The organism is Actinomadura luzonensis, assembly GCF_022664455.2.
GTDB classification, from domain to species: domain Bacteria; phylum Actinomycetota; class Actinomycetes; order Streptosporangiales; family Streptosporangiaceae; genus Nonomuraea; species Nonomuraea luzonensis.
In genome coordinates, this window is the sequence record NZ_JAKRKC020000004.1 from 23,035 (window position 1) to 39,184 (window position 16,150).

At 67.8% G+C, this 16,150-nt stretch carries 17 protein-coding genes and 1 pseudogene; 14 read left to right on the top strand and 4 right to left on the bottom strand.

Annotated features, from left to right (window positions below; translation table 11 throughout):
• Positions 1-90: 90 nt before the first annotated feature.
• From MF672_RS50630 to MF672_RS50665, 8 genes and pseudogenes are all read left to right on the top strand, one after another.
• Positions 91-912, top strand: a complete 822-nt coding sequence (locus tag MF672_RS50630; protein ID WP_242383661.1) for an oxidoreductase — start codon at positions 91-93, stop codon at positions 910-912.
• A 158-nt stretch (positions 913-1,070) separates the two neighbouring features.
• On the top strand, positions 1,071-1,478 hold the full coding sequence (locus MF672_RS50635; protein ID WP_242383662.1) for a hypothetical protein: 408 nt from the start codon (positions 1,071-1,073) through the stop codon (positions 1,476-1,478).
• Positions 1,471-3,039 (top strand): multicopper oxidase family protein, encoded by a 1,569-nt coding sequence (locus MF672_RS50640; RefSeq protein ID WP_242383663.1) that lies wholly within the window; start codon positions 1,471-1,473, stop codon positions 3,037-3,039. Before MF672_RS50635 ends, MF672_RS50640 begins: the two co-directional genes overlap by 8 nt.
• A 38-nt stretch (positions 3,040-3,077) precedes the next feature.
• Entirely contained in the window at positions 3,078-3,998 is a 921-nt protein-coding gene (locus MF672_RS50645) for an NAD-dependent epimerase/dehydratase family protein (protein ID WP_242383664.1), read from the top strand.
• Between the two features lie 118 nt (positions 3,999-4,116).
• The gene (locus MF672_RS50650) at positions 4,117-5,118 is read left to right on the top strand and encodes a zinc-binding dehydrogenase (protein ID WP_247815848.1); all 1,002 of its coding nucleotides are present in this window, start codon (positions 4,117-4,119) and stop codon (positions 5,116-5,118) included.
• Positions 5,119-5,179: 61 nt separating this feature from the next.
• Positions 5,180-5,503 carry a PadR family transcriptional regulator gene (locus tag MF672_RS50655; RefSeq protein ID WP_247815849.1) on the top strand — a complete coding sequence of 108 codons (324 nt, stop codon included), beginning with the start codon at positions 5,180-5,182 and terminating at the stop codon, positions 5,501-5,503.
• Between the two features lie 360 nt (positions 5,504-5,863).
• Entirely contained in the window at positions 5,864-6,121 is a 258-nt protein-coding gene (locus tag MF672_RS50660) for a hypothetical protein (protein WP_247815836.1), read from the top strand.
• Positions 6,118-6,255: pseudogene (locus MF672_RS50665) on the top strand (ABC transporter ATP-binding protein); the annotation flags it as partial. The gene MF672_RS50660 and the pseudogene MF672_RS50665, both read left to right, overlap by 4 nt.
• Before the next feature lie 520 nt (positions 6,256-6,775).
• Here MF672_RS50665 and MF672_RS50670 read toward each other — a convergent pair.
• Both MF672_RS50670 and MF672_RS50675 read right to left on the bottom strand, forming a co-directional pair.
• Complete coding sequence (locus MF672_RS50670; RefSeq protein WP_242384086.1) at positions 6,776-7,015, bottom strand: DUF397 domain-containing protein; 240 nt, start codon at positions 7,013-7,015, stop codon at positions 6,776-6,778.
• A gap of 39 nt (positions 7,016-7,054) precedes the next feature.
• On the bottom strand, positions 7,055-7,927 hold the full coding sequence (locus tag MF672_RS50675) for a helix-turn-helix domain-containing protein (protein ID WP_242384087.1): 873 nt from the start codon (positions 7,925-7,927) through the stop codon (positions 7,055-7,057).
• A gap of 212 nt (positions 7,928-8,139) precedes the next feature.
• Here MF672_RS50675 and MF672_RS50680 point away from each other — a divergent pair, with 212 nt between their 5' ends.
• Positions 8,140-8,592: an ATP-binding protein gene (locus MF672_RS50680; protein WP_242384088.1), complete on the top strand. Its 453-nt coding sequence runs from the start codon at positions 8,140-8,142 to the stop codon at positions 8,590-8,592.
• A 987-nt stretch (positions 8,593-9,579) separates the two neighbouring features.
• On the opposite strand, the gene MF672_RS50685 is transcribed toward MF672_RS50680, so the two are convergent.
• The gene (locus MF672_RS50685) at positions 9,580-9,936 is read right to left on the bottom strand and encodes a hypothetical protein (protein ID WP_242383574.1); all 357 of its coding nucleotides are present in this window, start codon (positions 9,934-9,936) and stop codon (positions 9,580-9,582) included.
• A gap of 513 nt (positions 9,937-10,449) precedes the next feature.
• Between MF672_RS50685 and MF672_RS50690 the strand changes: the two genes are divergently transcribed.
• Positions 10,450-11,562 carry a hypothetical protein gene (locus MF672_RS50690; RefSeq protein WP_242383575.1) on the top strand — a complete coding sequence of 371 codons (1,113 nt, stop codon included), beginning with the start codon at positions 10,450-10,452 and terminating at the stop codon, positions 11,560-11,562.
• Positions 11,563-11,566: 4 nt separating this feature from the next.
• The gene (gene folP, locus MF672_RS50695; RefSeq protein ID WP_242383576.1) at positions 11,567-12,490 is read left to right on the top strand and encodes a dihydropteroate synthase; all 924 of its coding nucleotides are present in this window, start codon (positions 11,567-11,569) and stop codon (positions 12,488-12,490) included.
• Between the two features lie 80 nt (positions 12,491-12,570).
• On the opposite strand, the gene MF672_RS50700 is transcribed toward folP, so the two are convergent.
• The gene (locus tag MF672_RS50700; RefSeq protein WP_242383577.1) at positions 12,571-13,155 is read right to left on the bottom strand and encodes an NPCBM/NEW2 domain-containing protein; all 585 of its coding nucleotides are present in this window, start codon (positions 13,153-13,155) and stop codon (positions 12,571-12,573) included.
• 498 nt (positions 13,156-13,653) lie between these two features.
• Here MF672_RS50700 and MF672_RS50705 point away from each other — a divergent pair, with 498 nt between their 5' ends.
• The 3 genes from MF672_RS50705 (at position 13,654) to MF672_RS50715 (ending at position 16,085) form a co-directional block, all read left to right on the top strand.
• A complete protein-coding gene (locus MF672_RS50705; protein ID WP_242383578.1) occupies positions 13,654-14,061 on the top strand; it encodes a plasmid replication, integration and excision activator in 408 nt (135 codons plus the stop codon).
• A 354-nt stretch (positions 14,062-14,415) separates the two neighbouring features.
• Positions 14,416-15,849, top strand: a complete 1,434-nt coding sequence (locus MF672_RS50710) for an FtsK/SpoIIIE domain-containing protein (protein WP_242383579.1) — start codon at positions 14,416-14,418, stop codon at positions 15,847-15,849.
• Positions 15,846-16,085, top strand: coding sequence for a hypothetical protein (locus tag MF672_RS50715; RefSeq protein ID WP_242383580.1), 240 nt, complete (start codon positions 15,846-15,848; stop codon positions 16,083-16,085). Before MF672_RS50710 ends, MF672_RS50715 begins: the two co-directional genes overlap by 4 nt.
• Positions 16,086-16,150: the final 65 nt, after the last annotated feature.

A 16,150-nucleotide genomic window follows, 5' to 3' on the forward strand; every position in this document is an offset into this window, starting at 1 on the left:
GGGCCGTTCACCTGCGGGTTCGCGATTCGTGAGTTGCCCGGCGCAGTGCGCGATCCTAGCCTGCTCCTCGTATCGAAGGGGAGAGGAACCATGCAGAAGGTCGTTCTCGTCACGGGCGCCTCCGCCGGCATCGGCAAGGCCACCGCACTCGAGCTCATCCGCGCCGGCCACACCGTGTACGGCGCCGCGCGCCGCCTCGGCAGGATGGGCGACATCCGCGAGGCCGGCGGCCACGCCCTGGCGATGGACGCACGCCGCCCGGAGGACCTGGAGCGGGCCGTCGGCACCGTCATCGGCGAGCAGGGCCGCATCGACGTCCTGATCAACAACGCCGGCACCGTCCTCCACGGCGCGGCCGAGGACGTCCCGCTCGACCAGGCGCGCGACCAGTTCGAGGTCAACGTCTTCGCGCCCGCCCGGCTGGTCCAGCTCGTCCTGCCGCACCTGCGCGAGCAGGGGTCCGGCACGATCGTCAACGTCTCCTCCGTCGGCGGCGAGATCGCGCTCCCGCTCGGCTGCTGGTACTACGCGACCAAGCACGCGCTGGAGGCCTACTCCGACTCGCTGCGGATGGAGGTCGAGCCGTTCGGCATCGACGTCGTGATCATCCAGCCCGGCATCATCAGGACCGGCTTCGAGGACCATACGGCGCGGGACCTCCGCACGATCTCCGGGACGACGGCGTACGGGGAGATGGCCGAGGCCATGGCCAGGCGCGCCGAGGCGCAGCTCGGCGACGACAGCCAGGGCAGCGACCCGGGGGTCGTCGCCGCCGTCATCCGGCGGGCCGTCGAGGCCGGCAAGCCCGAGACGCGCTACGTGGTGGGCTGGATGGCCGACCAGCTCCTGGAGCTGAACAGGACGCTGCCGGACCGCGAGTTCGACCGGCTCGTCACGAACGCGGCCAAGTAGGCGCGGAACGCTCCCGAGGGAGCTGCTCGCGTCGTTCAGCACGGGCGACATGCCTCCCGGAGCATGACCACATAGCAATATTGATCTTCGACACCATAGCTCCTGGGTCATAGTGTCTCTCGCGTCAAGACGCGAGAGACACGACAGGAGGACTCCTCATGGTCACCGGTGCCGTCCATCTGACGACACCTGCGGGGTGGGCCCTGCGGGCGCTGGTCAGCGCGCACGTGGCGGCGATCGCCGGGCAGCCGGTGTTCGCCGGGCTGTACCTGACCGGCGACTACGACAGCCTGCGCTGGCACGCCCTCGGCGCCGACGTGGTCACCTCCGTCGGCGGCCTCCAGGCGATCGCCGCCGTCGTCGTCTGGGCGCGGCTGCGTCAGGCCTGGCCGTTCCTGACCACCGCAGGGGTGGTGGCGGCCGAGACGGTGCAGTACTTCGCCGGCCTGGACGGCGCCCTGTGGCTGCATCTCCCGCTGGGCGTGACGACCGTCGCGGCGCTCGTCGTGCAGTTCATCGCGGTCTGGCGCCGGCCCCTGTCGCGGAAGGAGGCGCGCGATGCGTGACGTCAGCAGGCGGCGGGTGCTGGGCACCGGCGGGGCGCTCGGGCTGATCGCGGCCGCGGGGCTGTCGACCGCGGCCGCGCTGGCCCCCCGGCCGCCGGTCACCGGCGCCGAGCTGCGCAGCGCCGTCCCGCTGCCGCCGCCCTTCCAGGTGCCGCTGCCGATCCCCGCCGTGCTCAAGCCGGTGGGCACCTCGGGCGGCGCCGACCGTTACCGGATCACCCAGCGGGAGACGAGCGCGCAGATCCTGCCCGGCGTCACGACGCCCCTGTGGACGTACGAGGGCACCTTCCCCGGGCCGACGATCGAGTCGCGCCGCGGCCGCCCCGTCACCGTGACGCACCGCAACGAGCTGCCCGTGCCGACCGTCGTGCACCTGCACGGCGGACGGACGCCGGCGGCCTCCGACGGATACCCCACCGACCTGGTCCTCCCCGGAGGCCCGCACGCTCACCCCGGGCGAGCCCACGCCGGGCACGGCATGCACGACCCGCGGGCCGTGGTCACCGACCTCACGCGGGACTACACCTTCCCCCTGGACCAACGGCCGGCGCTGCTGTGGTACCACGACCACCGGATGGACCACACCGCCCCCGCGATCTGGCGGGGCCTGGCCGGGATGCACATCGTGCGCGACGACGCCGAGGACGCGCTCGGCCTGCCCGCCGGGCCGCGCGAACTGCCCCTCATGATCGCCGACCGGGCGTTCGCCGCCGACGGCACCCTCGCCTACCCCGCCCTGCCGGAGGGGCCGGGCGTGCGCGAACCGTACCTCGCCGGAGTCCTCGGCGACGTGATCCTGGTCAACGGCGCCCCGTGGCCCGTGCACGAGACCGACGCGGCCCGCCACCGGCTGCGCGTCCTGAACGCCTCCAACGCCCGGCACTACGAGCTCGAAGCGGTCACCGACGACGGCCGCCGCCTCGACCTCGTCCAGATCGGCGCCGACCAGGGGCTCCTGGCGGCCCCGGTCACCCACCGGTCCCTGCCGATCGCGCCCGCCGAACGCTACGACCTGGTCGTCGACTTCTCCGGCGTCCCGATGGGCGGACTGGTCCGGCTGGTCAACCGGCTTGGCTCGGGCCGGACCCGCGACGTGATGGCCTTCCGGATCGCCCGCGCGGCGGCCGACGACAGCCGGGTCCCGCGCACGCTGTCCGCCGACCTGCCGGACTGGCGCCGGCCGGACGCCGTCCGGGTGCGCGACTTCGCCTTCCGCGCCGGGCGGATGCGGGACGGTCACGGGTGGCTGATCGGCGGCCGGCCGTTCGACCCCGCCCGCCCCGACGTCGTCACCCGGCTCGGCGACGTCGAGATCTGGCGGCTGGTCGCGGACGTCCACCACCCCGTCCACCTGCACCTGGTCGGCTTCCGGGTGCTCTCGCGCCGCGGCCGGCCGCCGCTGCCGCACGACGCGGGGCTCAAGGACACCGTCTCCCTGCGCCCGGGCGAGTCGGTGGAGATCATCACCCGCTTCGACGGCTACCGCGGCCGCTACCTCTTTCACTGCCACAACGCCGAGCACGAGGACATGGGGATGATGGCCAACCTGGAGGTCGTCTAGGACAACGGGGCAGCCCGCCCCGCCCTTAAGATCGCCATATGTCCGACCTTCACGTCGTCCTCGGCGCCACCGGCGCGATCGGCTCGGCCGTCGTCGCCGAGCTCACCGCCCGCGGCCACGACCTCCGCGCCGTCAGCCGGAACGTGACCCCCGGCCCGCACGCCCTGCGCGCCGACGTCACCACCGCCGAGGGAGCCGTCGCCGCCTGCCGGGACGCCGCCGTGGTCTACCAGTGCGCGCAGCCGCCGTACGCGCGCTGGGCCGCCGAGTTCCCCGCCTTCATCCGGGCGGTCCTCGCCGGCGTCGAGGCCGCCGGGGCGAAACTGGTCATGGCCGACAACCTGTACGTCTACGGCCCCGTCACCGGCCCCATGACCGAGGACCTGCCGCACGCCGCCACCGATCCCAAGGGCCGGGTCCGCGCCGAGGTCGACGCCCTGATCCTGGACGCCCACCGGGCCGGCCGCGTCCGCGCCGCGCTGGGCCGCGCCTCCGACTACTACGGACCCGGCGGCACCGACACCGTCGCCGGGCCGAACATCTTCGCCGCCGCCCTGCGCGGCCGCACCGCCCGCTGGGTCGGCGACCTCGACCAGCCGCACACGCTCGCCTACCTGCCCGACGTCGCCGCCGCGCTGGTCACCCTCGGCGAGCGGCCCGAGGCCGACGGGCGCGCCTGGCACCTGCCCGCCGCCGAGCCCGTCACCGGCCGCGCCTTCCTCGGCCTGGTCCGGGACGCGGCGGGCACGACGTTCCGGGCCGCCGGGCTCGGCAGGGCGACGCAGCGCCTGGTCGGCCTGGTCAACCCCACCGTGCGCGAGCTGGGCGAGACCTGGTACCAGCACGACCGGCCGTTCGTCGCGGACGACTCGGCCTTCAGGGCGGCGTTCGGGCCGGTGCGCGTCACCCCGCACGCCGAGGCCGTGGCCGCGACCCTTGACTGGTACCGCGGCCGCTGAGCCTCCGTCCCAGCAGGCGGGAATCGGGGGAATCGGGTCGGGGCGCTCTCCTGTTGACCACGACCGACCGACTTCCCCACTCCCTGGAGGCAGCCCCATGACCTCGTCGCCGACCACCATGCGGGCCGTCCGGCTCGCCGCCCCCGGCCCCGTGGAGAACCTGGAGCTGACCACGCTCCCGCTCCCGCCCGAGCGGGACGGCTGGGTGCGCATCCGCGTCGAGGCGTTCGGGCTCAACCGCTCGGAGCTGAAGCTCCGGCTGGGCGTCAGCGAGGGCGTCACCTTCCCCCGGGTGCCCGGCATCGAGGCGGCCGGCACCGTGGACGCCGCCCCGCCCGGCAGCGGGCTGACCCCCGGCCAGCAGGTCGTGGCGATGATGGGGGACATGGGCCGCACCTACGACGGCGGCTACGCCGAGTACACCTCGGTGCCGCTCGCACAGGTCATCCCCGTCCGCACCGACCTGCCGTGGGAGGTGCTCGGCGCGCTGCCGGAGATGGTGCAGACCGCCTACGGCTCGCTCACCACGGGCCTGGATCTGCGGCCCGGCCAGACCGTGCTGATCCGCGGCGGCACCTCCTCCGTGGGCCTGGCCGCCGCCGCGCTGGCCGCCTGGCGCGGCGCCACGGTGCTGTCCACCACGCGGCGGGCCGACCGGCTGGCCTTCCTCAAGGAGCAGGGGATCGACCATCCTCTCCTCGACACGGGCGAGGTCGCGCCGGCCGTGCGCGAGCTGTACCCGGACGGGGTGGACGCCGCCCTCGACCTCGTCGGGACGCCGACCCTGCCCGACACCCTGCGCGCCGTCCGGGTGCACGGCACGGCCTGCTTCGGCGGCAGCCTGTCCAACCAGTGGACGGTACGGGACTTCTCGCCCAACGAGTACCTGCCGCGCGGCGTGCGCCTGGCGGGCTACTTCGGCGACGTCGAGGACCTGCCCCGCGAGGTCTTCCAGGAGATCCTCGACGCGGTCGCGGCCGGCCGGCTGGCCTTCCCCGTGGACCGGGTCTACGACGGCCTGGAGCAGGTGCGGCAGGCGCACGACGACATGGAGCACGACCGCGCCACCGGCAAGCTGGTCGTCCGCGTCCGGCACGCGGCCTCCCCCGGGACGGCCTGACCGCCGGCCCATTGGCATGTGCAGTTGAGCGGTATATGGTGCCGGCATGGTCAAGCGAGCGATGCAGGAGGCCACCTTCCTGATCCTCACGGCGCTGGCCGGCGGCAGCCGCCACGGCTACGGCATCATGGCCGACGTCGCCGGGATCTCCGGCGGGCGCGTCCGGCTGCGCGCCGGCACCCTGTACGCCGCCCTCGACCGCCTCCGTCTCGACGGCCTGGTCAGCGTCGAGCGCGAGGAGGTCGTGGACAGCCGCCTGCGCCGCTACTACCGCCTCACCCCGCAGGGCGCCGCTGAGCTGGCCGCCGAGGCCGCCAGGGTGCAGGCCCACGCCGGCACCGCGCTGGCCCGGCTCGGCCTCGCCCCCGGCGGGGCGGCGCCGTGACCGGCGACGACGCCCGTCTGGAGCGCGCCTACCGGCGCTGGCTGCGGTGCTACCCGCGGGCGTACCGGGAGGCGTACGGGAGCGAGATCCTCGGCGTGCTGCTGGCCGCCGCCCGGCGCCGGCCGGGCCGGCCGGCGGCGGACTGCCTCGACCTCGTGGCCGCCGCGCTCCGCCTGCGCCTGCGGCCGGGTGCCGCGCGCGGGCGCCGGGCTGCCGCCGCTGCTCGCCGTCGCCGCCGGGCTCCCACCGCGCTCGTGGTCGCGGCCACGGCCGGCGACGTCGGCGCGGCCTGCGCGGCCGTGACCCCGGCCGTGACCCGGGCCGTGACCCCGGCCGGGTCCTGCGGCGACGATCCGGCCGTTGGTGGCCGGCGCGGTCGTCGCGGCCGGGCTCTGCCTCGCGCTGGCCTGGGCGAGCGGGCGCGGGCACCGCTGGGCGCGGGCCGCGTTCGTGCTCCTGACCGCGGTGAACTGCGCCGACCTGCTGCGCGGGCTGGCGGCGGGCTCGGCGGGGTACGCGCGGGCCGACGTGACCGCCGCCGCCGGGCTGTGCCTCGTGCAGGTGGCGGCCGTCGTCCTGCTGCTGCGTCCGGCCGCGCGACGGGAGGCGCCGGGATGACGGGGGCCGCCCCGGCGCTCGCGGCCGGGCACCTGTCCAGGCGGTTCGGCGACCGCGTCGCGTTCGACGACGTCAGCTTCGAGGTGGGGCAGGGAGAGGTGTTCGGCTTCCTCGGCCCCAACGGCGCGGGCAAGCCCATAGTCAAGGTATGACCCCTAAATCGATATGGCCGGTCAGCGTGCAGCTTTAAAAACTGCTGCGGTGGCGCTGAGCACGCGGGCCAAGATCAGGAGGCAACATCTTGGTCAGGTGCATGGACAGGCCCGTCTCGGAAGGGGGCACGGCTTCGGCACCAACGGCGGCGAACCAGGGCAACCAGATTACAGACGGAGGAAACCAGCTCGATCACTTCCCGCAGGCTGTAGGGCATTGACGAATCGTTGCGGTGGCGCTGAATCTGCGGGGCCAAGATCGTAAAAGGGGGGCATTACGCTGGGCCGCCAATGCGGGAGGGGCATCGCCCCTGCCCTCGTTCTGGCCCCTCCTGCCCCCCTTTTGCGATCTTGGGAGGGGTCCCCGTGGATTTGGCTCCGAAACGATTCGGTAATGCCCTGTCCCTGAGGGTTCCCATGTCAGGGATTCGCGCAGAGGCAAGCAGAACGCCCGACCGGACATCCGATCGAGCGTTTGCGTGACTAGCCGACCGAGACGGAACTAGTCCAAGTCATCGAACTCGCCATCCTTGAGACCTTGCCTGAAGGCGTCCCACTCTTCTGGAGTGAAAGCAAGGACGGGGCCATCAGGATCCTTAGAGTCGCGAACCAGATAGAGGCGATCAGAAGTCTTACTCGTTGCCAGTGACGCACGCCGACCTTCCACGGCGGCCACTTCGACGCAGTTCGCGCCGTTGCCGCTGCGGCTGCTCTTGCGCCACCTAACGTCGGCCAAGTCCACCTGAACACCTGAGCTTTCTACTACAACCGGGCACTCTGTCTAGGCTTGTCTGGCCATGCTCAAGATCAAGGCTCTCGACTCTTGCGGATCGAGGGCCATTGCTCGGAGATGGTCAAAGGCGAGGGTATAGCGGTATATCTCCACTTCACCCTCAACATACAGGCTACTCGTCATACTCTCGACATACACCACTTGAGGGTCGTAGGGCTCGCGGAACTCCATGATGGCGAACTGGCCAGCGGTCGCCGGATGGGCACCCTTAGCGGACGGAAGCACCTGGATGATCACGTTCCCGCGCTCTGATTCCTCCACAAGCTTGGCGTACTGGGCGGCCATCACCTCCCGGCCTCCCACCTGTTGCTGCAGAGCCGACTCCGGGATGATCGTCCACAGGTTGAGCGGACTGTCCTCTTGCGCGAGAAGTTGCTGTCGGGTCATCCGCACCTCCACTCGCCGCTGGATTTCTGCTGGCGGAGAGAGGGCCATCAACGCCGCGCGGATAATCTCCCGGGCATAGTCCTCTGTCTGGAGGAGCCCATTGACGACCAGCGGATCGAAGGCTCGCATAGACGCCGTTTCCGCCTCCAGCTCGATGTAGGTGGCGTAGTCGCTGGGGGTGGAATCGGCGTACGCATCCCACCAGCCGCGCTTCCGGGCAGCCCGAGCGAGAGCATGCAGCGCCACGCGCCGATCCTCGCCCACCGCATAGAGGTCAAGCATGGTTGTGAGGTCGGGCGCAGTGATGCCGGTGCGTGCGGTCTCGATGCGCGAGACCTTGGCGGTGGACCAGCCCAAGCGCTCGGCGGCGGCGTCAATGGTCATCTCGCTTCGCTCGCGCAACCTGCGCAGCTCGCCCGCCAATCGTCGGCGTCGCACTGTTGGACCTCGTTCCGCCATCAAGATCTCCAGCATCCCGACCGAAGGGTTACGTCGGCTCGCATCCTAGCGTGTCGTCCAGTCACGTATCCGTACCTGTAAATTTGCACATCTGCTTGCACGCTGGTCCTACATCGTGGAACATCAGAGGCGGTTGCGGCGAGCACATCACTCGGTTCCCTACAAGAGAGCTTTGAGGTGCGAGCCGCCATTCGCTAACACCCGAAGTAGGTCTGGAGGTGACGAAGATGGACTCTCAGTTTCTGGCCGAACTGGTGTTTCCAGGCCAAGAAAGTGCCGTGTCCGTTGTGCGCCAGTCTGTGCGTCACGTACTGAAGGCTGCTGGACATCAGGACACGTACGATGCGGAGGTCATCGTCAGTGAGCTGGTGGCCAACGCGATCAAGCACACTGCGTCTGGACAAGCAGGCGGGCTGGTCATAGCGAGTGTCGCGGGGATCGGCAACACAACGACCATCATCGAGGTAATCGACCAAGGCGCGCCAACCGTACCTCGCATGTGCGAGCCCGCCGACGACGAATGCTCAGGCAGGGGGCTCTATCTGGTCGCTTCGCTAGCGGCCCAGTGGGGCGTGGAGGGTGACGTGTTTGGAGGACGGCGAGTGTGGGCCGAAGTCCTCACCGTCGAGAGCGCGCCCGTCGTAGCTGTGGCGGCATCCCTCCTGGATGTGGAGCCCTAATGGGCTCCCTGGCGAGGACCACACGGCTTGGACGGATAACACCTCGATGCTTCGGTGTTCACGTCCAGCCACCCACGTCGCATTGTGAGCCGCTGGAGTGGTTCCTTGTGCGGACACCTAATCCCGAAGGACTTGTCCTCCATAGGACGTGCGACTGCGCAGGGGCCTCGTTCGAGCTTCGACAGATGGAGGGGAAGAACTACTGCCTGCGCTGGATTCGGAGGGTTGAGCGCGGAGGCGCGATGGCGGAGACGGATCGTTGGTCGGGCGCAGTGGGGGCAGCTCTTTGGACAGCTCTGCTCATGGGACATCTCCGATGAAGGGGCCACGCTGGGACAGCCAGCAGCCTGCCACTACGTCGGACTCCATCGCCGACGCAACGGAGCCGCGACCGTTCATCGCGCTCTACGTCCCCGCCATCCCGTTGGATCGGGAGAAGAGCCGCCGGACCGCCGGTCTTCCTAGTCCTGAGTTTGTACGTGAGGTGCTTCTCCGCACGTATGGCTCATGGGAGGCAGTCAGGGCAAGCCCGGACGGGCTTCGATGCCTCGCTTACTACCTGGAAAATCGCATCTCTTGAGCTGGGGTGAGGCGAGACGGCCCAGCCGGACCGCTCTTGGGACACCTCACCCCAAGCGGCGGCAAGGCGGTTGAAGTTCCTCTCCCGGCAGGGGTGAGGCGCCCGCGTTGCCGCCGCACATCGTTGCAGGCCAGTGTTCGGTATCCGAAAGGAGGTGACCGCTGGCGTCCTGGTACGACCGGCGTGAGCGGCGAGGCCGGCGGAATGGCCGTAGGCCACCCGTAGGGCGCGCGCACGCGTGTTCGGCCGGCCTCGCCGCGCCTGTGAGACGAGGAAGTGTGGATCACACTCAGAGGCGGCGTCAGTGGAGAAGGTCGTAGATGGCTATGGGGAATTGTCTGGTTCGTGCCGCCAAGCAGTTCCCCACGCCTTCACGGCCGGAGGTGGCTACTCACCCTGCTGGGCTGTCAAACGACGTGTGCGCAGGTGGTGGGTACGTAGCCGTACTTGCTGCCGTTGCTGAGGCGTCCGGAGATGACCTGATGCCACTCCCGTCCGGCCCTGCCGCACTTGCTGGCGTAGCGCATGTTCTCGTTCCCTACGACGTTGCAGACTCCCTGAAGCAGGGTGCCGCGCCTGACGACCCTGATGGGCGCTCCGTTCGGGAACTGACGGATTGCGACCTTTCGTCCAGTGATCTGGACCTTCTGGCATGGTGCCGTGGTGGTGTGTGCATAAGCCGGACTGATGGCGGGCGCGGCGCTGATCAGAAGCGTTCCGCAGATCAGGACCACGAGCGTCCTGCGCCCTTTCACTGAAGCCATCCCTTCCTCCTCATCGGTCGAAGCCTTGGTTATAACTGTTTGTAGTTAAGCGACTTCGCTTCGCTTGTTGTAGGGAGTGAGCGAGGGGCAGACGGGACTACAGGGGGCGTGCGGGAACTGGTGCGTCGGGGCGGATGCGCGCAGGCGGGCGGCGAGGAGCGTGGTCACGGTGGCGGGGGCGGTCGGCGGGCGGCGGGTTGCGCTCGCCGCGCCGGTTGGCGCGGGCCGGGACCGGCCTCCAGGCCGCATGCCCGGATCCGCTGGCCGGGCGGCGCGGCGAGCGTCGCCCGCCGGGCGGCGGCGGCGAGCGCTGCCGCCCCTTGATACCCATAAGAATAATTCGGCAACTTGACTCTTCGCTTTTCGGCCATATGCGGCGTCCGAGGACGGCGATGATTTAAGTTACGAATGCCACTGATTGCTTACCTGATCTCCGGCGGGGGTGGACCTGTGCCACCTGGCGGCTAAGGTGGCTCTTGTCGCGAACCCATCGGCCGCAGGGAGGAAAACGCCGTGACCGAAATGACTGGCGAGGCTGCGGAGCTAGCTGAAGAGGGAAGCTATTCCAGGGTCAAGCTCCTGCGCAGGCTGGAGAAGTCGCCTCGCTCGCAAAGGGTCGAAATCATTAGTAGAAATGTAAGCGACCTGATCGGTCAGGGCTGTCAGGTGTGGCTTACGGAGTTGGCGGCACTGGCGGAAGAGGTGCGTCTGACTGTACCCGAACTGCGGGCGCTGACGTCAGACCTGAGCTGGGCAAGTCGCGAGGCTGGCGAGGATATACCAACAGAGTCAATCAAGCCTGTGGAATTTGTGGACCTTGACTTGCTTCGACTGATCACCATTTACACCAGAGGGCAACGTTTTCGGTTCGACTTTAGGTTCCGCCTGCTCCATGAATCTGCGCACATATGGCTGCGGGAGCATGACGACGCTTTGATTCGCGCCTTCGGGGCGTTCGCGGCGTTCGGACTTCGGGAGCCAGATGGACGGCACATGTATATGCAGTCTGTTGAGGCTGTGGACGCCGATCAGGTGAGCCGTCATGTGTGCCTCGACGGCCTTTGGATCGGGTACTACCTTCCCGACCAACCGCAACTGATTCTCGCTCTGTCGGGCGACATGATCGGGCGCGGTGAAGCCGGAGGAAATTTGTATTTTCGGCGAGCCCGTGCGTTCTCTCGTCTCGGTGAGACGGAAAAGGCGTTGGCCGATGTATATCGAGCAATGGACATGCTCGGCTGCGGCAACAATGCCATTCATCAGGACTATGTTCGGGAGTGGCAGATTATCGAGGCCAGAGCGGACCTGGAGAAGGCTGGCGATGATCTCGCCCAGAGGCTGGCGACCGAGCTAAGAAGTCGGGCCGACAAGCATATTCATAAAGCCATACAGGACATGGAGGAGAGGGTTCGCAGCGCAGAAAGACTCGTCGGAGACGGGCTGCTCAAGGTCGTGGAAATCCTTGGATTGTTTGTCACGCTCGCAGGCTTCGCAGTGGGCGGCGGTTTCGCCATGATGAAGACACAGACATGGTGGCAGATCGTTGTCACCATTGTGCTGATCGGCCTGGGGTCTCTCGCATTCTTTGCACTGCTCCGGATTGTCATGCGATTCAGGAGGGAGTAACGCAGTGTCCATAAACATTCCGGCGTTTTACCCGGAGCTGGTAGAGCCAGTCCGCTTCATCGGTGGGAAGGAGTTCGACTTCTCACGACGTGTTGTGGTGATGGCCATACTCAACCGAACGCCTAACTCCAACCTCGACCCCCACAAGTCCATGGAAGTGGAAAGCCTCGCGCGTCGAGCGGAGGAGGTGGTCGCGGAGGGGGCTGACTGGATCGACGTCGGCGGCCGGGCATTCATCGGGGTCCGAACGCAGTTGCCAGCACAGGTGGAGATTGACCGAGTGGTACCGGTGATCGAGGCGATACGAGAAAAGACGGATGCGGTAATCTCGATCGACACTCACCTGCCTGAGGTAGCGCTGGCGGCCCACCAGGCAGGAGCACAGATCGTTAACGACACCTATGCCTTGCAGAGTCCGGGGATGACTGAAGTCGTCGCCGAAACCGGCATGGGTGTTATCGTCGCTCATAGCCTGGCGGGTCCGGGGATTCATCTGGAGAGGCCCACTTACAGCGATGTCACAGCAGATGTGGCGCGCTTCTTGCAGTCACGGGTGGAGCATGCCTTGCAGCACGGCATCCAGCCCAACCGCATCTTCATCGATCCTGGCCATGACTTGCACAAAAACACATTCGACTCACTTGAACTGACGCGCGATTTCAAGGATATCGCGCGTCTTGGCTATCCCGCGATGGCCGCGGTAAGCAACAAGCATCTCATCTGGGAATCATTGGGAGTGGAGCGCGGCACGCAGGCGGTCACGCATGGAACAGTCGCCGCGAACAGTATGTGCGTCTACATGGGCGCGCGGCTGGTGCGTGTTCACGACGTGAGGCGCAACGTCACTGCCATGCGACAGATGGAATCTCTGCTTGGTCTGGGAGAGCGTGGAGCGGCGGGAGTGGCGAGGCCGGCGGAATGGCCGTAGGCCACCCGTAGGGCGAGCGCAAGCGAGTTCGGCCGGCCTCGCCACGGCTAATCAAGCCAAGCCGCACAAGTGCTTTAGATCTAGCTGTGCAGGGTGGGGTTTATCCATCCTGCTTTAACTTTCCCGTCACACGGAGCACTGACGAGTAGAGCGATCTTGTCTTTACCCGCGACGGATACCTCCACCGGGGAAGGGCGACCTGGGCTCAGGAAGGTACTCCATGCAGAGTAACCGTCAACCTGCACCTCGACTTGCAGAATGCTGTTCGATCCTCCTTCGTCTAGCATTCCTACTTCTGCCGTGAAGGTTTTGGTATCATTGAGATAGTATTCGGCTCCCACCGAGCACTGCGAATATATGCTGCCTATGAGTACGTTGTTGTATTGCTTACCTCCGATGGATGTAGATCCAACAGAATAGGCGCCGCCGGACAAGGTGGACTGCTCAAGCGGAATGGCTTGCATATTCAGCAAGGATTTACCGTTCGCCGAGCCGGGCCAATGGCTGCTGTGTGACGTTATTCCAGTTGTGGGTGTTTGAGTCGAGCCTGCGCCTGCTACGGTGCTACCGGTCCGGTTTATAATCGCAGCGCCGACTGATCCGCCAAGCGTGAGGGTTCCGAGTGCAATTGCTGCAATAACTTGCTTCGAGTTCAATTTGCCCATGACTGCTACCTCGCGATCACGTGAGAGGTGCTGCTGCGCGTGTGCGGAAGCTCTAAGCCGCCTGGCTCCAGCCTTGCCAGCTATCTTGTTTCGCGCGAGGGTCGTTGGTCCCGAATGTATGTGACCAATAGATGCCGGGCTGGATGCATCGAGTCTAAATGCGACATGTCGGACTTTTGTTTTCATGCATCTCTCTCGCTGCTCACTAAGATCGCTGACATCAAATTGTGACGCAGGTCATAGTCGGCCTATGATGCCTGCCGTAATGACCCAAATCCGCCGATGCGTCCAATTCGCACAGCTATCCCGATGTCTCGATGCCCCCCACTTGGGGTGATATCAGAGCGTGTTTGATCCTGGTCGCGATGAGGTGTGAGCGCGCCTGGCTGGCAAAATCGGGGAACGCGGAGGGTCACCGGTCCGTTACTCTTACGACTCCCGAAAAATTCTCGACACCAGGGAAGCAGGTAGCTGTTGGCCCTTCAGGGTCCGATCCCCGTGACGCACGAGATCGTGTTTCCGCATGGTTGCTGTGTGATGGGGGCGGTCGTGCCGGTGCTCGACTTCGACGCGAGCACCAAGGATCGTCCGGTGGCGGCGCGTGACAAGCTCACCAGTGAGCTGATGTGGGCGGTGCCGGTGCTGGACGCCGATCCCGACCTCAAGGCGGCGGTGAAGTCGCTGACCGTCAAGGTCCTCTCTCCGGTTGAGCCGGAGATCCCGGAGCCTCCGGCAGAGCTGGCCGGGCTGCCGGTGGTACTCGTTCCGGTCATCTTCGAGGGACTGACCGTGACCCCCTACGTGGGCGGTAACGGCCGCCTGGCGTACTCGTTCAAGGCGACGGGGATTCGATCGGCGACGCTTACTGTCGCCAGAGCCAGGGGCGGGGCTAAGGCCGCCCAGTGACGCCCCGGGAGGGCTCGCCGGTGCGGCGGGTCAGGGGGATGCCGGTAGTGGCCGAGCTGCTGCCGATGGATGCTGCGACGGCATGTTCCGTCGCCCTGTGTGAGGAGTTCCGGCCGTCGTCGCTGACGGCGTGCGCGAAACCGATGCGGCGGGGCTGCGTCGCTGTCGCGGGGCTCTTCTCGACGTAGCGCACTGTCGATGCCGCTGGAGCTGATTCGGCTTCGGTGGTCTCTCAGTCGTCGTCGCTTCTCCTGCGGTGTGCCTTGGTAGCTCTGCCCTGCGTGAGTGGGCTGCCAGGGCGCTCCGTGGGCTCTTCTCCTCTGATTCGTCACGCTCAAGGCGAAAGGCGTCTTTGTGCTGCGCAAACTTCCCGGGGACGAGGTTCAGAACGTCGTCTCCACCCGGCCGGACACCTCGATCCATTACCGGCCGGTCGTCGTCCGGACTCCGGGCATCGTCTTCCTGGCCGTCCACCTGTCGCGGATGGTGGCCGCGCTGGTCAAGACGGTGTGGCGGCATCCGGTCGCGTGTACCCTGCTGGCTGCGGCGGGTGCGCTGGTGTACTTCTTCGGCTGGCGGGTCTGGGTGTCCGTCGCCGGTCTCGAAATCGCCGCGCTGGCGAGCTGGTTCGCGCTGTCGCGCTCCTCGTTTGAGGCGTGCGTGGCGCTGCCCGCGCTGACCTGGTGCCGGTGGATGTGGGTCTACCGGCGCAAGTGGGCCGGGATCATGGCGGTGGCCGGGCTCGGCCGATCGCTGGGCGGGCGCAGCTACCTGCCCGATCTGGTCAAGGTCACCTGTGACCGATACGCCGACCGGGTCACGGTCCGGATGCTGTCGGGGCAGGACCCGGATGAGTGGGCCGTCTCGACGGCGGGGCTGGCGCACGGGTTCGGCGCGGACCGCTGCCGGGTCAAGGTGCTCAAGCCGGGGCGGCTGCTGCTGACCTTCCCGCGCAAGGACGCCTTGGCCAAGGTGCTGCCGCCGCAACCCATCCCGGACCGGCCGCATGTGCATGCGGTGTTCGCGGGCCTGACCGAGGACGGGCGGCTGTTTCGGATGCGGGTGCATGGCACGCATCTCCTGATCGCCGGGGCTACGGGGTCGGGCAAGGGCTCTTATCTGTGGGCGGCGGTGCGGGGGCTGCTGCCCGCGACACAGGCGGGGCTCGCGGAGCTGTGGGGCCTGGACCCCAAGCGGATGGAGCTGGCCTACGGGCGGGCGCTGTTCCAGCGGTACGCGGCCACGGCCGAGGAGTGCGCGGTCCTGCTGGAGAAGGCGGTGGAGGTGATGCACGAGCGGGCGAGCCGGTACGGGGGCGTGCGACGCGACCACGACCCCACGACGCAGGACCCGTTCATCCTCGTCATCGTCGATGAGGTGGCGTTCCTGACCGCCTACCAGCCGGACAAGGGCCTGAAGGTGCGGGTCATGGCGGCGCTTTCGACGCTGACCACGCAGGGGCGGGCGGTCGGGGTGGCGGTCATGGCGGCGCTGCAAGACCCGCGCAAGGACGTGATGAGCATCCGCAACCTGTTCCCCGACCGGATCGCGCTGCGGCTGGATGAGGCGGAGCAGGTGGACATGGTGCTCGGCGACGGCGCGCGGGACCGGGGCGCGCTGTGCGATCAGATTCCCTTCGATCCGGACGACCCGAGCGTGGGGGCGGGCGTGGCCTACGTCCGGTTGGAGAACTCGCCCGAGCCGATCCGGGTCCGGGCTGGCTACACGAGCAACGACGAGATCAAGCGCATGGTCATGCAGTACACGGCGGCTGGGGAGGTTGCGTGAAGGAGATCCTGTACGGGCTGCGCTGCGCGCAGTGCGGCGAGGTCGGTCGGCTGGTCTGGGACGTGGTGCGGGCGCTCGTGGAGTGCCGTGCCTGTGGGGTGCGGGCCTGCTCGCTGATGACGGAGAACGAGCCGGGCGAGGAGTTCGGGGAGGACTTCGGCGAGGACGACGGTGGGGAGCCGTACGCCGAGACGGAGGGGTTCGGTAGCGCGTACAGCGGTGAGGGGGCCGCTTGACGGATGCTCCCGTCGGGGGGACGCCGCGTGCTCGGGAGGGTGCGCGGCTCCTTTCCCCTCAGGTT

What these genes read in the sequence shown, in the direction of transcription:
- MF672_RS50655 (WP_247815849.1), top strand. Translation starts at nt 5,180, where the DNA reads ATGCAGGAGGCCACCTTCCTGATCCTCACGGCGCTGGCCGGCGGCAGC.
- MF672_RS50680 (WP_242384088.1), top strand. Translation starts at nt 8,140, where the DNA reads ATGGACTCTCAGTTTCTGGCCGAACTGGTGTTTCCAGGCCAAGAAAGT.
- MF672_RS50675 (WP_242384087.1), bottom strand. Translation starts at nt 7,927, where the DNA reads ATGCTGGAGATCTTGATGGCGGAACGAGGTCCAACAGTGCGACGCCGA.
- MF672_RS50635 (WP_242383662.1), top strand. Translation starts at nt 1,071, where the DNA reads ATGGTCACCGGTGCCGTCCATCTGACGACACCTGCGGGGTGGGCCCTG.
- MF672_RS50640 (WP_242383663.1), top strand. Translation starts at nt 1,471, where the DNA reads ATGCGTGACGTCAGCAGGCGGCGGGTGCTGGGCACCGGCGGGGCGCTC.
- MF672_RS50645 (WP_242383664.1), top strand. Translation starts at nt 3,078, where the DNA reads ATGTCCGACCTTCACGTCGTCCTCGGCGCCACCGGCGCGATCGGCTCG.
- MF672_RS50630 (WP_242383661.1), top strand. Translation starts at nt 91, where the DNA reads ATGCAGAAGGTCGTTCTCGTCACGGGCGCCTCCGCCGGCATCGGCAAG.
- MF672_RS50700 (WP_242383577.1), bottom strand. Translation starts at nt 13,155, where the DNA reads ATGGGCAAATTGAACTCGAAGCAAGTTATTGCAGCAATTGCACTCGGA.
- MF672_RS50650 (WP_247815848.1), top strand. Translation starts at nt 4,117, where the DNA reads ATGCGGGCCGTCCGGCTCGCCGCCCCCGGCCCCGTGGAGAACCTGGAG.
- MF672_RS50685 (WP_242383574.1), bottom strand. Translation starts at nt 9,936, where the DNA reads ATGGCTTCAGTGAAAGGGCGCAGGACGCTCGTGGTCCTGATCTGCGGA.